The organism is Novosphingobium olei (genome assembly GCF_012927405.1).
Lineage (GTDB): Bacteria > Pseudomonadota > Alphaproteobacteria > Sphingomonadales > Sphingomonadaceae > Novosphingobium > Novosphingobium olei.
The window spans coordinates 12,526-31,270 of sequence record NZ_JABBGM010000001.1 but is presented as its reverse complement, the minus strand read 5'-3'; the positions used below and the strand labels follow the sequence as shown (position 1 = coordinate 31,270).

Genomic DNA, 18,745 nt, shown 5'->3' with positions numbered 1-18,745 from the left:
GTGGCCCTTGCGTTGTTCCGAATGGGACGGTCTGATCAGCCGACGATTTCTTCCGGCTTGAAGAAGAAGGCGATTTCGGTCGCCGCGTTCTCTTCCGAGTCCGAACCGTGGACCGAGTTCGCCTCGATCGATTCGGCGTAGGTCTTGCGGATGGTGCCTTCGTCGGCGTTGGCCGGGTTGGTCGCGCCCATCACGTCACGGTTGCGCTTTACCGCGTCTTCGCCTTCGAGCACCTGGACCACGACCGGGCCCGAGATCATGAACTCGACGAGATCGTTGAAGAACGGGCGTTCCTTGTGGACCGCATAGAAGCCTTCGGCCTGCTCGCGGCTCATGTGGATGCGCTTCGACGCGACGACGCGCAGGCCGGCTTCCTCGAGCATCTTGGTGACGCCGCCGGTCAGGTTGCGACGGGTCGCGTCGGGCTTGATGATCGAGAAGGTGCGGGTAACCGCCATGGGACGTTCCTTGCGAATTGTGGGGTTTTCTGGTTGCGCGCGCCCCTAGCCGGGTTTGTGCTGCGCCGCAAGGCAGCGTGCCCGTGCACGTCAACGCCCCGGCTTGACCTCTTCCCAGCCACGCTCGCCCTGCCGCCAGTACCGCAAGTCTGCCCCTTCGCGCGCGCGCAGCGCCTTCCAGGTCGCACGGGCATCGTCGACCTGCTCGGGCGGGAACAGCAGGAACGCCCGCTCCATCCCGTGCATTTCGCGAAACTGCCCGTCAGCGCAGGCGAGATACGTCGCCGCATTCGCCGGCTCGGGCGCGTCTGAGAGCAGGATAGGCTGTCGCGCATCGTGCGCACCCCCGGCGCGGCCGTGCGCGAGGAAGGTTTCGGGAAGGCGCGTCCACAACGCCTCGTCTATCCGCGTCAGCTGCGCTTCGTCCGACGACACCACCAGCAGACGCGCGCCGGCGCCGAGCGTCGCCCGCGCAATCAGCGGCACGACCAGCTCGGCCGGATCGCGGGTCAGCTGGTAGAAGTCGACGCGCATCGGCTCAGATCGGGTATTCGAGCGAACGGGCGAGTGGCGTGAACGCCTTTGGCCCTGCCGCAGTCATCACCCAGCAGTCTTCGAGCCGCACGCCGAACGCGCCCGGGATATAAAGCCCCGGCTCATTGGAAAAGCACATGCCGGGCTCAAGCGCGGTCTGGTCGTTTCCGACAAGATAGGGCGATTCGTGCCCATCCATGCCGATGCCGTGCCCGGCGCGGTGCGACAGGCCGGGCAGCGCAAACGCAGGACCCCAGCCCTCCTTCTCGTAGGACCGGCGGACCGCCGCATCGAGCGCGGCGACCGGCACGCCCGGGCGGGCCGCTTCGAACACCACGTCCTGCCCGCGCCGTACCGTCTGCCACACCTTGCGCTGCCTTGCGCTCGGCTCTCCGAACACCCACGTGCGCGAGATATCGGACTGGTAATCCTCGACCGTGCAGCCGCAGTCCATCAGGATGACCGACCCTTCGCGCACCACCTCTGGCGTGCGCGAACCGTGCGGATAGGCGCTGGCTTCGTTGAGCAGCACCATCGCGAATTCGCTCGCCCCGCCGAGCCGGGCCGTCGCCGCCTCCATCATCGCGGAGATGTCCTTGGCCGTCATGCCCTGCCGCACGCCCGCGTGAACCTCGCGCAGCGCCGCCAGCGTGATGTCGTTGGCGATCTGCATCAGTTCGATCTCGGCCGGAGACTTGAACCGCCGGCACGCATCGACCAGCGCCGCACCGGACACCACCTTGAACGTGCCCTCGCGCTGCAGGCCGTCGACGATGAATTCGCGCGTGGTCTGCTCCACCGCGATGGGCCCGGCATTGCCGCCGCCCCGCAGCGTGCTGGCGATCAGCGCGAACGGGCTCTCGTCCTCGTTCCAGGTGAGAATGTCGGCGGGGACGGCCAGCGTCTCGCGCACCGATGGCGCCTCGAAGAACGGCGTCACGATCACCGGCTGTCCCTTCGCCGGGATCACCGCGGCGGTCACCCGCTCGGAACGCCACCAGCGGACACCGGTGAAATAGACGAGGCTGCTGCCGCTTTCGACCAGCAACGCCGCCACGCCGGCGCGCTGCATCAGATCCTGCACCTTGGCGATGCGGACAAGGCGCTCCTCGCGGCTGATCGGCCGAGCCTTGGCACCCGGCCGCGCGCCGGAAAGGACCGCTGGCCCCGGCGCCGCACGGAGCGCCGACGCAGCGAAGGTCACCGCGCCGCCCGCCAGCATCGCGCGTCGCGACCAGCCGGCCATCACGACGCCTGCGGCGTTGCGGCGCTGCGATTGCCGCGACAACGGTCAGAGCAGAACTTCACGTTTTCCCAGTCCCGTTCCCACTTCTTGCGCCACGTGAACGGCAGGCCGCATGCGGCGCAGGTCTTGGTCGGCAGGTCCGACTTGCGCCGCATCTTGGGCATGTGCCGCGCTTATGCCTCCAGCACGTTGCGGACGTAGCGATCGAGCAGGCGCACGCCGAAGCCGGTCGCGCCCTTGTCGTGCGTCGCCCCGGCCTTGTCGACCCAGACGGTGCCGGCGATGTCGAGGTGCGCCCACGCGACGCCCTTGTCGATGTAGCGCTGCAGGAACTGCGCCGCAGTGATCGAGCCACCATAACGCGGGCCGACGTTCTTCATGTCCGCGATCGGGCTGTCGATCAGCTTGTCGTACGCCGCCCCGAGCGGGAAGCGCCACAGGCTGTCGCCGCTCGCCTTGCCCGCGGCGTCAAGCTGGCTGGCAAGCAGGTCGTCGTTGCTGAACATGCCGGCGTGTTCATGGCCGAGCGAAATGATCATCGCGCCGGTCAGCGTGGCAAGGTCGACGATCGTCGCCGGGCTGTATTCCTTCTGCACCCAGGTCAGCGCATCGCACAGCACCAGGCGCCCTTCGGCGTCGGTGTTGATGACCTCTACCGTCTGGCCCGACATCGATGTGACCACGTCACCTGGGCGCTGCGCATTGCCGTCGGGCATGTTCTCCACCAGCCCGCACACGCCGATCACGTCGGCCTGCGCCTTGCGCTTGGCGAGCGCGAGCATGGTGCCCGCAACCGCGCCGGCGCCGCCCATGTCCCACTTCATGTCTTCCATGCCCGCGGCGGGCTTGATCGAGATGCCGCCAGTGTCGAAGGTCACGCCCTTGCCGACGAACGCGGTGGGACGGGCGCCCGCCTTGCCCTTCCAGCGCATCGCCAGCAGGCGCGGCTCGCGCACCGAACCCTGCGCCACGCCCAGCAGCGCGCCCATGCCGAGCGCGGTCATCTGCGCCTTGTCCAGCACCAGGATCTCGATCCCCGTGCCTTCAAGCCGGGCGCGGCAGCGCTCGACGAAGCTTTCGGGGTAGATCACGTTGGCGGGCTCGGTCACCAGTTCGCGGGTGAACTCGACGCCTTCGGCGATCGCGCTTTCGATCTCCCAGGCAGCATCGGTTCCGTCCGGGGCATTGATCGCAACGATCGTGCCCAGGCTCGCCTTCTGTTCGTCTTTCAGTTTCGTGCGATAGACATCGTGGCGCCAGCCGCGCAGCCGAGCGCCCAGCAGCACGGCGGCCGCTTCGTCCGCCGAAAGACCGCTACCGCCAAAGTCGATCGCAACCGCCGCTTCGCCAGAGGTCAGGTACTTGGCGGTCAGCGCACCGCCGGCCTTCTCCAGCGCCGCAATCCGGCCAGCGGCCGATGCATCGCCAATGCCCACCAGCGCATGGCGCGCGATGGCGTCGCCAGCGCCCGCGGCGAAGTACTCGAAAACCTGGCCGGTCTTCCCGGAAAAGCGCTGCGCCTCGGCCGCGCCACGGGTCACGGCGTCGAGATCGGCGGGAAGCGCGCCGTCGGCCACCAGACGGGCGACGAGGCGGGGGCGTTCTGCGCCGGTCTTGCCGAATTCTACGATCATCGTCTGAAAGCTCCTGTCGGATCGGGCGCTCCCGGGCGCGGCACGAAGGCAACACACGGCAGGAAGCGCAAATGTTGGTTTGCAGTTAGGGCTCGCCGATGCGATAGGCAAGCGCATGCAACCCGCCGCGCGGCCGCTGCCGCAAGCCTTTTCCCGACGCTTGCGCACGCGCCGCTTGGCCGCAAGCACTTCTCTCCACGCGCTGTTTGCCGCCGGCCTGTTCGCCCTGCCCGGTGGGGCAAGCGCGCAAGATGCCGCCGCCCCGGCCGCATCCGCCAGCGCGCCTGCCCAACAGCAGGAAGAGCAGGTCCGCTTCGAGGCCGACAAGGTCCAGTACAACAACGATTCGGATCAGGTGATCGCCACCGGCAGCGTCGTGCTGCGGCGCGAGGACCAGACGGTGCGCGCCAATGTCGTCACCTGGGACCGCAAGACCGGCAAGATCGAAGCCAACGGCAACATCCGCTTCGTCGATCAGGACGGCAACGTCCTCTATACCGACAAGGTCGAACTGACCGAGGAGCTGAAGGCCGGCGCGATCGAGGATATGCTTCTGGTGCTGCGCGAAGGCGGGCGCCTTGCCGCCCGCAGCGGCGAGCGCGACGAAAAGGGCAACATCACCCTGCACGACGCGGCCTTCTCCGGCTGCGCGGTAGAGGACGACGATGGCTGCCCCAAGAAGCCGAGCTGGGAAATCACCGCCGTCCAGGTCTACTTCGACGCCGCTGACAAGCGCGTGAAGTACAAGGGTGCGAAGCTGCGCATGTTCGGCGTGTCGCTGCTGCCCCTCCCCGGTCTTGGCCACACCAGCGATTTCCGCGCCGAAACCGGCCTGCTCATCCCCGACCTGCGGCTTGGCGCCACCAACGGGGTGGAACTGTCGGATACCTGGTACTGGCGCATCGCCGATAACAAGGACCTGGCGCTCACCGGCTACGTCTACACCGGCGCGCTGCCGATGGTCTCGGCCCGCTACCGCCAGCTTACCGACATCGGCGCCTTCCAGGTGACCGGCTACCTGACGCGAAGCGCGGTCATCCCGACGAACGCGACGACCGCGCCTGTGCCCGGCAACCAGCAGTTCCGTGGCTACATCGAAGCGAACGGGCGCCTCCAGTTCTCGCCGACCTGGAGCCTTACCGCCTACGGCCGCTACGCCAGCGACCGTACCTTCCTGCGCCGCTACGACATCAGCCGCGATGACCGACTGCGTTCGTCGATCAACCTCGAACGGATCGACAACGACAGTTATTTCAGCCTCGCCGGCTGGGCGATCCAGACCTTGCGCCTCGGCGATACGCAAGGCCAGATGCCGATCGCGCTGCCGAGCCTCGAATACCGCCGCCGCGTCCAGGCGCCCCTCGGCAAGTTCGAGTTCGAGGTGAACTCGCTCGCCATCACTCGCACGCAGGGCCAGGACACGCAGCGCGCCTTCGCCCGCGCGCAGTGGGACCTGCGCACGATCACCGGGCTTGGCCAGGAAGTGACGTTCACCGTGCTCGGCCGGGGCGATGTCTACCACAGCGCGCAGAACGATCTGACCTCGACGATCATCTATCGCGGCACGCCCGGCTGGCAGGCGCGCGCCATCGGGACGGCCGCGGTCCACGTGAAGTGGCCGCTGATCGGCGCCGCCTTCGGCGGTACGCAGGTCATCACGCCGCGCTTCCAGATCGTCGCCACGCCGCACGTCAAGAACCTGTCGATTCCCAACGAGGATTCGCGCGCGACCGATCTTGAGGACTCGAACCTCTTCTCGCTCAACCGCTTTCCCGGCTACGACCGGATCGAGGACGGCCTGCGCTTCACCTACGGCTTCGATTACCAGCTGACCCGTCCGGGCTGGCGCTTCTCGACCACGATCGGGCAGAGCTATCGCCTCTCGAACGACCGGACGCTGCTGCCCGAAGGCACCGGCCTGTCGAACCGCATGTCCGACATCGTCGGCCGCACCGACATCCGCTTCCGCGACATCGTTCAGCTGACGCATCGCTTCCGTCTCGACAAGTCGACCTTTGCCCTGCGCCGCAACGAATTCGACGCGACGATCGGCAGCCACCGCACCTATGTCGAGGTCGGCTACCTCAAGCTCAACCGCAACATCGACACCAGCTTCGAGGACTTGCGCGATCGCGAGGAACTGCGCGTTGCCGGCCGTGTCGCCTTTGCCAAGTACTGGTCCGCGTTCGTATCGTCGGTCATCAACCTGACCGACAAGAGCGAAGATCCCACCCAGTCGTCCGACGGTTTCCAGATCCTGCGCCACCGGATCGGCGTTGCCTATACCGACGACTGCCTCGACCTCGCCTTCACCTGGCGGCGCGACTACATCACCACCGGCGACGCGACGAAGGGCAACAGCTACCTGATCAGCCTGTCGTTCAAGAATCTCGGCGTGAAATGAACGGCCGGGCCCCGGGCCCGGTTATCCGGCGGTTTGGCTTTGCAGGTCGTTGCAAACGGGGTATCGGGCCGTCTATCCGGGCTCTCCACTCAGCTTGGGTTCAGCAGACGGAGCCGATCTGCGGGCGAAACGGTCGAGCAAGGGGAACCCTTCGCTCCTTCGACAGGATGTTGCGATTGCCATGAAGCGTAGTTCCCGCATTGAGCACCGGAGCGGTTCGAGCCGTTTCGGCAGGTCCGTTGTCCTGCTCGGCCTTGTCGCCACCGTGGCGGCACCGATCGCCACGAGCGTGGCCCATGCCCAGACGGCCGACGCCAGCGGTGCGCTCAACATCCCGGACAATCCGCGCATCTTCGGCAAGACCGATCCGAACGTCCGTCGCGCCACGGCGGTGGTCAACGGCGAGATCATCACCGGCACCGACATCGACCAGCGCCTTGCGCTGATCATCAACGCCAATGGCGGCAAGGTGAATCCGGAAGAGATGGACCGCTTGCGCCTGCAGGTGCTGCGCAACCTGATCGATGAAACCCTGCAGATCCAGGAAGCCAAGGCCGCCGACATCGACATCACCGATGACGAGGTGATGGAAACCTATACCCGCGTCGCCTCGCAGAACTTCGGAAAGGACGTCGCCGCGCTCGACAAGTATCTCGCGGGCATCGGTTCTTCGTCGGCGTCGCTGAAGCGCCAGATCAAGGGCGAACTCGCCTGGCAGCGCCTGCTGCGCCGCAACGTCCAGCCGTTCATCAACGTGTCGGATGAAGAAGTGAAGGAGGTCATGGACCGCCTCAACGCGGCCAAGGGCACCGAGGAATATCGCATCGGCGAAATCTACCTCTCGGCCAACGACCAGAACCGCGCGCAGGTCGAAGCCAACGCGCAGAAGATCGTCGATCAGCTCAAGCAGGGCGGCAGTTTCGTCGCCTACGCGCGCCAGTATTCCGAAGCCTCGACCGCGGCGGTCGGCGGCGATCTCGGCTGGATCAAGCTGGCCCAGCTGCCCAACGAACTCGCTGCGGCCGCTGCCACGATGGCCGCTGGCCAGTTGACCGGCCCGGTTCCGGTCAGCGGCGGTTTCTCGATCATCTACCTGATCGACAAGCGTCAGGTGCTGACCGCCGATCCGCGCGATGCCGTGCTGGCGCTCAAGCAGATCTCGATCAGCTTCCCCAAGGGGATCGCCGAAAAGGACGCCACCGCCCGCGCCGCCACGTTCGCCGCGGCGGTCAAGGAAATCCACGGCTGCGGCGAAGCGGAAGGCGCGGCCTCGAAGCTCGGCGCCACGATCGTCGCCAACGACCAGATCAAGGCGCGCGACCTGCCGCCCGCGCTGCAGGACATGCTGCTCAAGCTGTCGGTCGGCGAAGCGACCGCGCCGTTCGGTTCGATCGAGGACGGCGTGCGCGTGCTGCTGCTGTGCGGCCGCGACGATCCGAAGCAGGCCGCAGGACCCAACTTCGACCAGCTGCAGGCGCAGATGGAGGACGAACGCGTCAACAAGCGCGCCCAGACCTACCTGCGCGACCTGCGGCGCGACGCGGTGATCGAATACGACTGATCGCGCTCTTTCCGCGCCAGCCGAACGCGGCTAGGCGGAAACCATGATCCAGCCGTCCAGCCCGCATCCGCTGGCCCTCAGCATCGGTGACCCTGCCGGGGTCGGCCCCGAACTTGCCTGCGCGGCCTGGGCGCTCAGCGGGACAGCCGCGCTGCCGCCGTTCTTCGTGGTCGGTTCCAGGCGCGTGCTGGAAAAGGCGGCGCGGCGGCGCGGCCTGCACCTGAAGGTGCGCGCGATCACCGCCCCGCACGAAGCCGCCGCGATCTTCCCGAACGCGCTTCCGGTGCTCGACCTTGGCGATGCGGACTATACGCCCGGGGTGCCAGACGACCAGGGTGCCGCGCTTGCACTGGCCGCGCTCACCGAAGCGACCCGGCTCGTCCGCGAAGGCAAAGCGGGTGCGCTCGTCACCGGCCCGATCGCCAAGAGCCGCCTTGCCCGCGTGGGCTTCGATCATCCCGGCCAGACCGAATTCGTCGCCGCGGCCTGCGGCGTCGCGGCTGACGATGCCGTGATGATGCTCGCCGGGCCATCATTGCGGGTCGTGCCCATCACCGTGCACGTGGCGCTGTCCAGGGTGCCGAGCCTGCTCTCGGCCGAGCGGATCGAGCGCCGCAGCGCTATCGCGGCCGAAGCGCTGGTGCGCGATTTCGGCATCCCTGCGCCTAGACTGGCTGTCGCCGGGCTCAATCCGCACGCTGGCGAGGACGGACGCATGGGATCGGAAGACGCCGCCGTCATCGCGCCCGCCGTTGCCGCGCTGCAATCGCGCGGCATCGATGCGCGCGGCCCCCTGCCCGCCGATACGATGTTCCATGCAGCAGCGCGCGCAACCTACGATGTCGCCATCTGCATGTACCACGATCAGGCGCTGATCCCGATCAAGGCGCTCGATTTCGACGAAGGCGTCAACGTCACGCTCGGCCTGCCGATCGTGCGCACTTCGCCCGATCACGGCACCGCCTTCGCCATCGCCGGCACCAGCACGGCACGCCCCGGCGCGACCGTGGCCGCCATCCGCATGGCCGGCGAATGCGCCGCGCGGAGGCATGGGGCGTGAGTGATCTTCCCAGCCTTCCGCCCTTGCGCGATGTGGTCAACCGCCACGGCCTGATCGCGTCCAAGGCACTCGGCCAGAACTTCCTGTTCGATGAACAACTGCTCGACCGGATCGCCACCGTGCCGGGCAAGCTCGCCGGGCAGAACGTGCTCGAAGTCGGCCCCGGCCCCGGCGGCCTTACCCGCGCGCTGTTGCGCGCCGGCGCCAACGTCACCGCGATCGAGATGGACAAGCGCTGCCTGCCCGCGCTTGCCGAACTCGCCGAAGCCTTCCCGAGCCAGCTGCGCGTGATCGAAGGCGATGCCACCAAGATCGATCCGGCAACCCTGTTCGACGGTCCGTGGCACGTCGCGGCGAACCTTCCCTACAATGTCGGCACGATGCTGTTCACCGGCTGGCTGTCGGGGCAGGACTGGCCGCCGCAGTGGCGCTCGCTGACGCTGATGTTCCAGCTTGAGGTGGCCGAACGGATCATCGCCCGCCCCGGCACCGACTCCTACGGCCGGCTTGCCGTCCTGGCGCAGTGGCGCGCGACCCCCCGCATCGCGATGAAAGTGCACCGCAGCGCCTTCACCCCGCCGCCCAAGGTGATGTCGGCGATCATCCACGTCGAACCCGCCGCGATGCCCGAAGGCGTCTCGGCGCGCATGCTCGAACGCGTGACGGAAGCCGCCTTCGGCCAGCGCCGCAAGATGCTGCGCCAATCGCTCAAGGGACTGCCGGGCGCGCTCGAAGCGCTCGAGACGCTGGCCATCGACCCGCAACGCCGCGCCGAAACGCTCGACGTCGACGAATTCGTCGCCATCGCAAGGGTGCTGACGAAGTAAGCCGGGGGGCAAGCCGCAGTCTGCCCCCGCCTTAACTCACGCCGGTTCGGCCACCTTCGCCGCCGCCTTCTTCTTCAGGCGCCAGGCGTGCAGCAGCGGCTCGGTATAGCCGTTGGGCTGCTCCACGCCCTTGAACACCAGATCGCAGGCCGCGCGGAAGGCAAAGCTGCTGTCCCAGTTGCCGGCCATCGGCTCGTACAGCGCATCGCCCTCGTTCTGCGCATCGACCTTGGCCGCCATGCGCTTTAGGCTGTCCATCACCTGGCCTTCGCTGGCCACGCCATGCAGCAGCCAGTTGGCGATGTGCTGGCTCGAAATGCGCAGCGTCGCGCGGTCCTCCATCAGGCCCACGTCGTTGATGTCGGGCACCTTGGAGCAGCCGACGCCCTGGTCGATCCAGCGCACGACGTAGCCCAGCAACCCTTGCGCGTTGTTGTCCAGCTCCTCGGCGACTTCCGCTTCCGACCAGTTGGTTCCTTCGGCCAGCGGAATCGCCAGCAGCGCATCGAGCCCCGGCGTCGGCTCCTGCGCGATGTCCCCGCGCAGGCCGAACACGTCGACCTGGTGGTAGTGCGTCGCATGGAGCGTCGCCGCCGTCGGCGAAGGCACCCAGGCGGTGTTTGCACCGGTCTTGGGATGCCCGATCTTCTGCTCCATCATGTCGCGCATCATGTCGGGCGCGGCCCACATGCCCTTGCCGATCTGCGCCTTGCCCGAGAGGCCGTGCGCGAGCCCGATCGAAACGTTGCGCTTCTCATAGGCGGCAATCCAGCCCGAGCCCTTGATCGCGCCCTTGCGGATCATCGCCCCTGCGCGCATCGAGGTGTGGATCTCGTCGCCCGTGCGGTCGAGGAAGCCCGTGTTGATGAACACGATGCGGTCCTTCACCGCCGCGATGCAGGCGGCGAGGTTGGCGCTGGTACGGCGCTCCTCGTCCATCACGCCGACCTTGACCGTGTGACGCGCCAGCCCCAGCAGGTCTTCGACCGCATCGAACAGGTCATTGGCAAAGGCCGCTTCTTCCGGCCCGTGCATCTTGGGCTTGACGATATAGATGCTGCCCGCCCGGCTGTTGCGATAGCGGCCCAGCCCTTTGAGGTCGTGCATGGCGATCGCCGAGGTGATCACCGCGTCCATGATTCCTTCGGGGATTTCCGAACCATCGGCCAGCAGGATCGCCGGGTTGGTCATCAGGTGACCGACATTGCGCACGAACAGCAGCGAACGCCCTGGCAGGGTCAGGCGCGCGCCATCTTCGCCGGTCCAGGTGCGATCGGCATCGAGCGTGCGCGTCATCGTCCGCCCGCCCTTCTGGAAGCTCGCTTCCAGATCGCCGCGCATCAGGCCGAGCCAGTTGGTATAGGCCGCGACCTTGTCCTCGGCGTCCACTGCCGCGACCGAATCCTCCAGATCGACGATGGTCGTCAGCGCCGCTTCGAGCACGATATCGGCAATGCCCGCCTTGTCGGTGCGGCCGACGTTGTGATCGCGATCGATCACCAGTTCGATGTGCAAGCCGTTGTGTCGGAACAGCAGCCCGCCAGCACGACGCGCGACGAACGCCGCAGGATCGGCAAGCGGCGGAAGGTCGCCGCCATCCCAGTCGGCCCAGCTGCCTTGGGCGAGCGGGATCGCCCCGTCGAGGAAGCGGCGGCCTGCCGCGATCACCGCCGCACCGCGCACCTCGTCATAGCCGCCCGGCCGCGCGGGCGCCGCATCGAGCGCGTCGGTGCCGTAAAACGCATCGTACAGGCTGCCCCAGCGCGCATTGGCGGCATTGAGCACGAAGCGGTCGTTGAGCACCGGCACGACCAGCTGCGGCCCCGCCATCGTGGCGATTTCGGGATCGACGTTCTGCGTGCCGATCAGGAAGTCCTCGGGCTCGGGCACGAGGTAGCCGATCTCTTCGAGGAAGGCGCGGTATTCAGCCGCATCGAGCGGCTTTCCGGCGCGCGCGGTGTGCCACGAATCGATCTGTTCCTGCAGGTGATCCCGCTTTGCCAGAAGCGCGCGGTTAACGGGGACAAGGCGATCGCACAGCGCGGCGAAACCCGCCCAGAACGCGGCGGAGTCGAGCCCCAGCGGCCCAAGCACGCGATGGTCGACGAAATCCGCAAGCAGGCGATCAACCTGGAGGCCGCTCAGCGTGACGCGATCGTTCATGACAGTCCAACTTCCCATTCGCTTCGAACAATAACCATGGCGAGACGCCAACGCATGGCGCGCCATTTCGGAATCGACGATCCTGGGGAGGACGGATACAGCCTATGAACCAAGCGCGCCTCCGTTGCAACCGCACCCTTGGCGACACGGGGTTCACCCGCAACGGTTCCCGCGCTAGACGGTTGCGGATGAAACAGCTTTCGCGCGCCGAGCAGGCCCTTCTCGACCGGATCGACGCCGCTGCCATGCTGCCGCAAGTCGAACGCTGGTGCGCGATCAACACCGGCACCCGCAATCTCGATGGCCTTGCCACGCAAGCGGCCATGCTGGGCGATGCTTTCGCCGCGCTCCCAGGCACGCTCACGCTGATCGAGCCGACCCCCGTCGAAGCCATTGCGGCAGATGGCACGAGGCTCGCGCTCGACCATGGCCGCCACCTCGTCCTCTCGGTCCGCCCGCAGGCCAGCCGCCGCTACCTGCTCACCGGGCACATGGACACCGTCTACCCCCTCGATCATCCGTTCCAGACGCTGACCTGGCTGGAGGACGGCGTGCTCGGTGGCCCCGGCGTTGCCGACATGAAGGGCGGCATCGCGGTGATCCTCGCCGCGCTCGCCGCCTTCGAGCACAGCCCTGCCGCGCGTGATGTCGGCTATGACGTGATGATCAATTCGGACGAGGAAACCGGCAGCCTGTCCTCGGCCCCGCTGATTGCGCAGCTGGCTGCAGGCAAGGCCGCCGCGCTGACCTATGAACCTTCCGCCCTGCCCGATGGCACGCTCGCCGGCGCACGCCCCGGCAGCGGCAACTACAGCGCGATCGTCACCGGCCGCAGCGCGCATGCCGGGCGCAACCCGCAGGACGGCCGCAACGCCATCCTCGCCGCCGCGGCGCTCGCGCTCGAACTCGGCAAGGCGGTCCGCGATGGCCTGTCGATCAACCCCGCGCGCATCGACGGCGGCAGCGCCAACAACGTCGTGCCCGACCACGCCATCCTGCGCTTCAACGTGCGGCCCCGCACCCCTGAACTGGCCGAGGAATTCGCCCGCGACCTCGCCCGCATGATCGCCAGGATCGAAGCCACGCACGAAGTCTCGATCCACCTGCATGGCGCCGTCACCCGACCGCCCAAGCCGCTGGACGAAAAGGCCGAGGCGCTGTTCGGCCTGGTGCGCGAATGCGGCGCGGCATTGGGCCAGTCGATCCGCTGGCAGGCGGCGGGCGGGGTGTGCGATGGCAACAACATCGCCGCGCTGGGCGTGCCGGTGGTGGATACGATGGGCGTGCGCGGCGGCGCGATCCATTCGCCCGCCGAATACCTGATCACGGCCTCGCTGGCCGAACGCGCGGCGCTTTCGGCGCTCGTGCTGCACCGACTTTCCGGAGGGGAATGACAAGACAATGACGCACCGCATCCGCGCCGCGCGGCCCGAAGACCTGCAGCATCTCTACGAAATGGCCAAACTGACCGGCGGCGGCTTCACCAACCTGCCCCCCGATCGCAAGGCATTGACCGCCAAGCTCGAACGCTCGGCCCAGGCCTACGCCAATCTGGAGGAAGGCGACCCCAAGTCGGAACGCGACGAACTGTTCGTGCTGGTTCTGGAAGACGTCGCCACCGGCGAAGTGCGCGGCACCTCGCAGATCTTCACCCGCGTTGGCCAGCAATGGCCGTTCTATTCCTATCGCATCGCCACGCTGACGCAGCATTCCAAGGAACTGAACCGCACCTTCCGGGCAGAGATGCTCAATCTCGTCACCGATCTAGAGGGGTCGAGCGAAGTCGGCGGCCTGTTCCTGCACCCGTCCGAACGCGCCGGCGGCCTTGGCATGCTGCTCGCGCGCAGCCGCTATCTGTTCATCGCGATGCACCGCAAGCGCTTCTCCGACCGCATCCTCGCCGAACTGCGCGGCGTGATCGACGAGCGCGGCGGCTCGCCGTTCTGGGACGGCGTTGCAGGGCGCTTCTTCGGGATGAACTTCCAGGAAGCCGACTACTTCAACGCGATCAATGGCCACCAGTTCATCGCCGACCTGATGCCCAAGCATCCGGTCTACATCGCCATGCTGCCCGAAACCGCGCGCAGCGCGATCGGCCTGCCGCACCCATCGGGCCGCGCGGCGATGCGCATGCTGGAAGAGGAAGGCTTCGCCCACGAAGGCTATGTCGATATCTTCGACGGCGGCCCCACGATGACCGCCCGCACCGACCGGGTCGAATCGATCGCTTCGGCCAAGGCGGTTCCCATTGCCCACGTGCGCGCACCCGAAGGCAGCGGCACTGCCGCCAAGGCGCTCGTCGCCACAGGGCGCCTGGCCGATTTCCGCTGCTGCTTTGCCGAGATCGGTGAAAGCGCCGAAGGCCTCGTCCTCGATCCGATCGCGGCCGCCAGCCTTGGCGTCGGCGAAGGCGACACCGTCTGGCACGTGCGCCGATAGGGCGTCCCGGATCGGGAGCAGGGCGATCCGGCCGAGCGGAACGCCCTCCCCCGCCATCCGTTTCAGGGCCGCAAAGGCTGGTGACAACACGACCTGTCGCCCCGCCTTACAGTGAAAACGGTATTAACCAGCACTTGGGGCGGAAATCTGCATCTGGCATGAAGGTTGCGGATCGAGTCGCCAGCAAGAGGACAAAAAATGCTCGGCAAGATTGCACGCCTGTTCCTGATCAAGACGCGGTTCGAGGCCTTTGCAATCATCTATGCCCTCGCGCTCGGCGCGGTCGAGCGGGGCCATGTCTACCTCACCCAGTACCCGGGCTTTGGCGGCAAGCTGCTGTTCCTGGCCTGCACCGGCGCGGTGTTCATGGCCGGCGCCAAGATCCTCGATGCGCTGCGCTACGAACACGCGCAGCGCAACGGCTCTGCAGCACCCGCCGCTGCCGGCGGCTGAGCCCTTCCCGCCGCGCACGGGCAATCCATCGATTTGGGTGAGTAGGGCGATTCTGTTGCTAGGCTCGCCCCCAGCCCCCGGTTTCCGATTCTGTTACCCGGTTCGGTCCGAACCGTGCTCTAACTTTGTAAGATCAGGCCGTTAGGCCGTCAGATTACGCCGCGAGAGCAAGTGCTTCGTTGTCGTTGGCACTTGTGAGTTTTGAGCCTTGAACGGGTTACTCAGCCCGGGCAAAAACAGCGCTTTTCAACACACGTCGATCCTAGTTCGGCCCCATCAACACCCTTGCGACAACAAGGCCCGGCCTGTCTCAGCCGGTGGTGATGGTGGAGCCGCCGGGTACCGCCCCCGGGTCCGCTGTGCCTATTGCACGCCGCAGTTTATCACCATAGCCGGTCGAAACCGGCAGGGACCCATATAGGGCGGCGCGCTCAAATGAAAAGGGGCGGTCTTGGCCGCCCCTTCCCTTCTATTGCCGGATCGGTCGACTCGCCGATCAGCCCCGGGCCTTCAGTGCATCGCGGATTTCGGCCAGCAGTTCGACCTCGGTCGGACCGGCGGGCGCGGTGGGCGCCTCGTCCTTGGGCTTTTCGAGCAGGCGGTTGGCCGCCTTGACGATCAGGAAAATGATGAAGGCCACGATCAGGAAGTTGACGCCCTGGGTGATGAAATCGCCATAGCCGATCATCGGCACCCCCGCGGCCTTCAGCTCGGCATAGTTGGTCGGATCGCCCTTGAACGTCGCCGGGATCGGCCCCAGCCGCACGAAGAAGCGCGTGAAATCCACGCCTCCGGTCACGAAGCCCACCACCGGCATGATCACGCTTTCGGTCAGCGAGGTGACGATCTTGCCGAACGCGCCGCCGATGATCACACCGACCGCCAGGTCGAGCACGTTGCCGCGTGCGATGAACGTCTTGAATTCCTGCATCATGCTCATGATCGGTCGCTCCCCTTCCTCGTTGCGTCCCCTGCCGGTGCTTGCCATCAGCCCGGCTGGGCGACAAGCGGGATCAGGATGCAGATCGGACCTCGCCTTGCGACTGCATGACGTTTCGTGTCGTCCCTTGAACGCAACCCCCACCACGCTACATTGCCGCAACGATGCCGGTTTCGCCGGCGAACGAGAGGACATTTCAAAGCCATGGCCGCTTCCTTCCTGTCCCGCCTCACCCGTTTTGCTTTCGTCGCTGCTGCGGCTGCCGGTCTTTCGGCCTGCGGGGTCAACTCGATCCCCACCGCCGAGGAAAACGCGAAGGCCAAGTGGGCCGACGTGCAGAACCAGTACCAGCGCCGCGCCGACCTGATCCCTAACCTCGTCGCCACGGTGAAGGGCTACGCCAAGCAGGAACAGGACACCCTGACCAAGGTGACCGAAGCCCGCGCCAAGGCGACCAGCGTGCAGATTTCCGCCGCCGACGTCACCGATCCGGCCAAGATGGCGCAGTATCAGGCGGCGCAGGGCCAGCTTTCGGCCGGCCTCGGGCGCCTGCTCGCCTCGGTCGAAGCCTATCCCGACCTCAAGTCGAACCAGAACTTCCTCGCGCTGCAAAGCCAGCTCGAAGGGACCGAGAACCGCATCGCCGTCGCCCGCCGCGATTACAACGAAGCGGTTCAGGCCTACAACACCACCATCCGCACCTTCCCCGCCGTGATCGGCGCCAAGGTGATCTACGGTGCCAAGCCGATGGTGCCGTTCCAGGCCACGACGCCGGGTGCCGACACCGCCCCCACGGTCAGCTTCGACAGCCCGGCCGCGCCCGCCGCAGCCCCGGCCAACGATAACGCCGCCGCCCCCGCGAGCCAGGCGGCGGGCCAGTAAGCGGGCGCGCGGGGAGCGCCCCGGCGATGCTCAAGCGCCTGCTTGTCGTGCTCATGGCCGCGCTGGCGCTCGTCGCCAGCCCGGCCTTGGCGCAGACCTTCCCCAAGCTCACCGGCCGGGTGGTCGACGACGCGCACCTGCTCCAGCCCGATCAGGTCGCGGCGCTCGATGCCAAGCTCGCCGCGCTCGAACAGCAGTCGCAGCGCCAGCTCGTCGTGGTCACGCTGCCCAGCCTTCAGGGCTACGAGATCGAGGACTACGGCTATCGGCTGGGGCGCGCGTGGGGCATCGGCGACAAGGGGCGCAACGACGGCGCGCTGCTGATCGTTGCGCCCAACGAACGCAAGGTGCGGATTGAGGTCGGCTATGGCCTCGAAGGCATCATCACCGATGCGCTATCCAGCGTGATCATCCAGCGCGAGATCGTGCCCCGCTTCAAGCAGAACGACTACGCCGGCGGGATCAACGCCGCCACCGACCAGCTGATCGCCCAGCTCAGGCTGCCCGATGACGAGGCGCGCAAGGTCGCCGCCAGCGCCGCGCAGCAACAGAAGAAGGCCAGCGAACCGAAGTTCGATTTCGGCACGGTGGTGTTCCTGGTGATCTTCTTTTTCTTCTTCGTCCTGCCCTTCCTGCGCGCGATGCGCGGCGGCGGGCGCCGCTATGGTCGCAGCCCCGGCGTGATGATCTTCCCCACCGGCGGCTGGGGTGGTGGCTCCGATTGGGGCGGCGGCGGCGGTGGCGGCTGGGGCGGCGGTGGTGGCTTTTCGGGCGGTGGCGGCAGCTTCGGCGGCGGCGGATCGTCGGGGAGCTGGTGACATGACGCATCCTCTAACCGACACCGATCGCGCCCGCGTCGCCGCGGCGGTGACCCATGCCGAACTGTCCAGCGCGGGCGAGATCGTCACGATCATTACCCCGCGCTCGGACATCTATCGCGACGTGGCCCTGGGCTGGAGCGCGTTTGTCGCGCTGCTTGCGCTGGCCGCGCTCGAACTCGCGCCCGATTTCTACATCGCGCTGGTCGATCGCGTGCTCGGCCTGTGGGCCAGCGACTGGAGCCCGCGCGCCGTGCTCGGCCTTGCACTCACCGTCGCCACGCTCAAGTTCCTCGGCATGCTGGCGCTCATGGCGTGGTTTCCCTTGCGCCTGTGGCTCACGCCCGGTCCGGTCAAGGCGGCGCGCGTCCACGCCCGTGCGCTCACCTGCTTCCGCGTCGGCGCGCAGAGCCGCACAACCGGCCGCACCGGCATCTTGATCTATCTCTCGCTCGCCGAACACCGGGCAGAGATCATCGCCGACGAAGCGATCGCCGCCAAGGTTTCGCCCGAAGTCTGGGGCGATGCGATGCACGCCATGCTTGGCCACTTGCGCCAGGGCCACGTCGCCGACGGCATGATCGCCGCGGTCGAACAGGTCGGCGCGGTGCTGGCGCTGCACTTCCCCCGCGCCGACGACGACATCAACGAACTGCCCGACCGCCTGATCGAGGTGTGAAAGGCGCGCCGTTGACTCCCCGCTGCCGTTTGTGTCGAACGGCGTCCACACACCCCGCGCAGCGATGGGACCATGCCCGTGAGCCTTGAAGACGAATTCCGCGACATTCCCGAAGAAGTCCGCTGGGAGGGTCGCTTCATCGTCACCAAGACGCGCGGCCGCTGGGAATACGTCGGCCGCACCCGCAACATCCGCGCGGCGGTCATCCTCGCCATCGACGAAGGCCACGTGATCCTTGTCGAACAGTTCCGCGTGCCGCTCGGCCGCCCCTCGATCGAAATGCCCGCCGGCCTGATCGGCGATATCGAGGGCAGCGAGGGCGAGGATGCCGCCATCGCCGCCGCGCGCGAACTGGAAGAGGAGACCGGCTATCGCGCCGGCCGCATGGAGGAGATCGGCGAATTCTTCTCCTCGCCCGGCATGGTCACCGAAGCCTTCACGATGTTCCGCGCGCACGATCTGGTGAAGGTCGGCGAAGGGGGCGGCACCGAAGGCGAGGGCATCACCGTCCACCGCGTGCCGCTGGACGGGTTCGATGCCTTCATCGCCGAAAAGCGCGCCGCGGGCTACGGCATCGACGTGCGCATGCTGATGCTGATCGGCGCCCGCATGCCCGAACTGCGATAAGAACGAACACGGAGAGGAAA

18 protein-coding genes and 1 other RNA gene are annotated in these 18,745 nt (G+C 67.1%); 11 read left to right on the top strand and 8 right to left on the bottom strand.

Annotation, left to right across the window (positions count from 1 at the left end; translation table 11 throughout):
* Positions 1-35: 35 nt before the first annotated feature.
* The 5 genes from ndk to HHL27_RS00145 form a co-directional block, all read right to left on the bottom strand.
* Positions 36-458: a nucleoside-diphosphate kinase gene (ndk, locus tag HHL27_RS00165; RefSeq protein ID WP_169491378.1), complete on the bottom strand. Its 423-nt coding sequence runs from the start codon at positions 456-458 to the stop codon at positions 36-38.
* A 90-nt stretch (positions 459-548) separates the two neighbouring features.
* The gene (locus tag HHL27_RS00160; RefSeq protein WP_169491377.1) at positions 549-992 is read right to left on the bottom strand and encodes a DNA polymerase III subunit chi; all 444 of its coding nucleotides are present in this window, start codon (positions 990-992) and stop codon (positions 549-551) included.
* 4 nt (positions 993-996) lie between these two features.
* Positions 997-2,238 (bottom strand): M24 family metallopeptidase, encoded by a 1,242-nt coding sequence (locus tag HHL27_RS00155; protein ID WP_169491376.1) that lies wholly within the window; start codon positions 2,236-2,238, stop codon positions 997-999.
* Entirely contained in the window at positions 2,238-2,402 is a 165-nt protein-coding gene (locus HHL27_RS00150) for a DUF2256 domain-containing protein (protein WP_169491375.1), read from the bottom strand. Before HHL27_RS00150 ends, HHL27_RS00155 begins: the two co-directional genes overlap by 1 nt.
* A gap of 9 nt (positions 2,403-2,411) precedes the next feature.
* Complete coding sequence (locus HHL27_RS00145) at positions 2,412-3,872, bottom strand: leucyl aminopeptidase (protein WP_169491374.1); 1,461 nt, start codon at positions 3,870-3,872, stop codon at positions 2,412-2,414.
* 115 nt (positions 3,873-3,987) lie between these two features.
* Here HHL27_RS00145 and HHL27_RS00140 point away from each other — a divergent pair, with 115 nt between their 5' ends.
* The 4 genes from HHL27_RS00140 to rsmA all read left to right on the top strand — a co-directional run bounded on the left by HHL27_RS00140 (position 3,988) and on the right by rsmA (position 9,724).
* Positions 3,988-6,276, top strand: a complete 2,289-nt coding sequence (locus tag HHL27_RS00140) for an LPS-assembly protein LptD (RefSeq protein ID WP_169491373.1) — start codon at positions 3,988-3,990, stop codon at positions 6,274-6,276.
* A 181-nt stretch (positions 6,277-6,457) separates the two neighbouring features.
* A complete protein-coding gene (locus HHL27_RS00135; RefSeq protein ID WP_169491372.1) occupies positions 6,458-7,837 on the top strand; it encodes a peptidylprolyl isomerase in 1,380 nt (459 codons plus the stop codon).
* Positions 7,838-7,880: 43 nt separating this feature from the next.
* Entirely contained in the window at positions 7,881-8,897 is a 1,017-nt protein-coding gene (pdxA, locus tag HHL27_RS00130; RefSeq protein ID WP_169491371.1) for a 4-hydroxythreonine-4-phosphate dehydrogenase PdxA, read from the top strand.
* Positions 8,894-9,724: a 16S rRNA (adenine(1518)-N(6)/adenine(1519)-N(6))-dimethyltransferase RsmA gene (gene rsmA / locus HHL27_RS00125; protein WP_420874021.1), complete on the top strand. Its 831-nt coding sequence runs from the start codon at positions 8,894-8,896 to the stop codon at positions 9,722-9,724. The genes pdxA and rsmA overlap by 4 nt, the downstream gene beginning before the upstream one ends.
* A 36-nt stretch (positions 9,725-9,760) precedes the next feature.
* Here rsmA and HHL27_RS00120 read toward each other — a convergent pair whose 3' ends face one another.
* Positions 9,761-11,887 carry a malate synthase G gene (locus HHL27_RS00120; RefSeq protein WP_169491369.1) on the bottom strand — a complete coding sequence of 709 codons (2,127 nt, stop codon included), beginning with the start codon at positions 11,885-11,887 and terminating at the stop codon, positions 9,761-9,763.
* A gap of 188 nt (positions 11,888-12,075) precedes the next feature.
* On the opposite strand from HHL27_RS00120, the gene HHL27_RS00115 reads away from it, so the two are divergent.
* The 3 genes from HHL27_RS00115 (at position 12,076) to HHL27_RS00105 (ending at position 14,779) form a co-directional block, all read left to right on the top strand.
* Positions 12,076-13,281 carry a hydrolase gene (locus HHL27_RS00115; RefSeq protein ID WP_169491368.1) on the top strand — a complete coding sequence of 402 codons (1,206 nt, stop codon included), beginning with the start codon at positions 12,076-12,078 and terminating at the stop codon, positions 13,279-13,281.
* 7 nt (positions 13,282-13,288) lie between these two features.
* Positions 13,289-14,326 carry an arginine N-succinyltransferase gene (locus tag HHL27_RS00110; protein ID WP_169491367.1) on the top strand — a complete coding sequence of 346 codons (1,038 nt, stop codon included), beginning with the start codon at positions 13,289-13,291 and terminating at the stop codon, positions 14,324-14,326.
* A 198-nt stretch (positions 14,327-14,524) separates the two neighbouring features.
* The gene (locus HHL27_RS00105) at positions 14,525-14,779 is read left to right on the top strand and encodes a hypothetical protein (protein ID WP_169491366.1); all 255 of its coding nucleotides are present in this window, start codon (positions 14,525-14,527) and stop codon (positions 14,777-14,779) included.
* 79 nt (positions 14,780-14,858) lie between these two features.
* On the opposite strand, the gene ssrA is transcribed toward HHL27_RS00105, so the two are convergent.
* Together ssrA and mscL are read right to left on the bottom strand one after the other, a co-directional pair.
* Positions 14,859-15,225, bottom strand: a transfer-messenger RNA (tmRNA) gene (ssrA, locus tag HHL27_RS00100).
* Positions 15,226-15,275: 50 nt separating this feature from the next.
* Positions 15,276-15,719, bottom strand: a complete 444-nt coding sequence (gene mscL, locus HHL27_RS00095; RefSeq protein ID WP_169491365.1) for a large conductance mechanosensitive channel protein MscL — start codon at positions 15,717-15,719, stop codon at positions 15,276-15,278.
* A gap of 204 nt (positions 15,720-15,923) precedes the next feature.
* Here mscL and HHL27_RS00090 point away from each other — a divergent pair, with 204 nt between their 5' ends.
* The 4 genes from HHL27_RS00090 to HHL27_RS00075 all read left to right on the top strand — a co-directional run bounded on the left by HHL27_RS00090 (position 15,924) and on the right by HHL27_RS00075 (position 18,725).
* Positions 15,924-16,601: a LemA family protein gene (locus tag HHL27_RS00090; RefSeq protein WP_169491364.1), complete on the top strand. Its 678-nt coding sequence runs from the start codon at positions 15,924-15,926 to the stop codon at positions 16,599-16,601.
* A gap of 26 nt (positions 16,602-16,627) precedes the next feature.
* The gene (locus HHL27_RS00085) at positions 16,628-17,419 is read left to right on the top strand and encodes a TPM domain-containing protein (RefSeq protein ID WP_169491363.1); all 792 of its coding nucleotides are present in this window, start codon (positions 16,628-16,630) and stop codon (positions 17,417-17,419) included.
* A 1-nt stretch (position 17,420) separates the two neighbouring features.
* Positions 17,421-18,098 (top strand): TPM domain-containing protein, encoded by a 678-nt coding sequence (locus HHL27_RS00080; protein WP_169491362.1) that lies wholly within the window; start codon positions 17,421-17,423, stop codon positions 18,096-18,098.
* 78 nt (positions 18,099-18,176) lie between these two features.
* A complete protein-coding gene (locus HHL27_RS00075) occupies positions 18,177-18,725 on the top strand; it encodes an NUDIX domain-containing protein (protein ID WP_169491361.1) in 549 nt (182 codons plus the stop codon).
* Positions 18,726-18,745 lie beyond the last annotated feature (20 nt).

Coding starts and splice junctions, on each gene's coding strand:
- ndk (WP_169491378.1), bottom strand. CDS start 458: ATGGCGGTTACCCGCACCTTCTCGATCATCAAGCCCGACGCGACCCGT.
- HHL27_RS00160 (WP_169491377.1), bottom strand. CDS start 992: ATGCGCGTCGACTTCTACCAGCTGACCCGCGATCCGGCCGAGCTGGTC.
- HHL27_RS00155 (WP_169491376.1), bottom strand. CDS start 2,238: ATGGCCGGCTGGTCGCGACGCGCGATGCTGGCGGGCGGCGCGGTGACC.
- HHL27_RS00150 (WP_169491375.1), bottom strand. CDS start 2,402: ATGCCCAAGATGCGGCGCAAGTCGGACCTGCCGACCAAGACCTGCGCC.
- HHL27_RS00145 (WP_169491374.1), bottom strand. CDS start 3,872: ATGATCGTAGAATTCGGCAAGACCGGCGCAGAACGCCCCCGCCTCGTC.
- HHL27_RS00140 (WP_169491373.1), top strand. CDS start 3,988: ATGCAACCCGCCGCGCGGCCGCTGCCGCAAGCCTTTTCCCGACGCTTG.
- HHL27_RS00135 (WP_169491372.1), top strand. CDS start 6,458: ATGAAGCGTAGTTCCCGCATTGAGCACCGGAGCGGTTCGAGCCGTTTC.
- pdxA (WP_169491371.1), top strand. CDS start 7,881: ATGATCCAGCCGTCCAGCCCGCATCCGCTGGCCCTCAGCATCGGTGAC.
- HHL27_RS00120 (WP_169491369.1), bottom strand. CDS start 11,887: ATGAACGATCGCGTCACGCTGAGCGGCCTCCAGGTTGATCGCCTGCTT.
- HHL27_RS00115 (WP_169491368.1), top strand. CDS start 12,076: ATGAAACAGCTTTCGCGCGCCGAGCAGGCCCTTCTCGACCGGATCGAC.
- HHL27_RS00110 (WP_169491367.1), top strand. CDS start 13,289: ATGACGCACCGCATCCGCGCCGCGCGGCCCGAAGACCTGCAGCATCTC.
- HHL27_RS00105 (WP_169491366.1), top strand. CDS start 14,525: ATGCTCGGCAAGATTGCACGCCTGTTCCTGATCAAGACGCGGTTCGAG.
- mscL (WP_169491365.1), bottom strand. CDS start 15,719: ATGAGCATGATGCAGGAATTCAAGACGTTCATCGCACGCGGCAACGTG.
- HHL27_RS00090 (WP_169491364.1), top strand. CDS start 15,924: ATGGCCGCTTCCTTCCTGTCCCGCCTCACCCGTTTTGCTTTCGTCGCT.
- HHL27_RS00085 (WP_169491363.1), top strand. CDS start 16,628: ATGCTCAAGCGCCTGCTTGTCGTGCTCATGGCCGCGCTGGCGCTCGTC.
- HHL27_RS00080 (WP_169491362.1), top strand. CDS start 17,421: ATGACGCATCCTCTAACCGACACCGATCGCGCCCGCGTCGCCGCGGCG.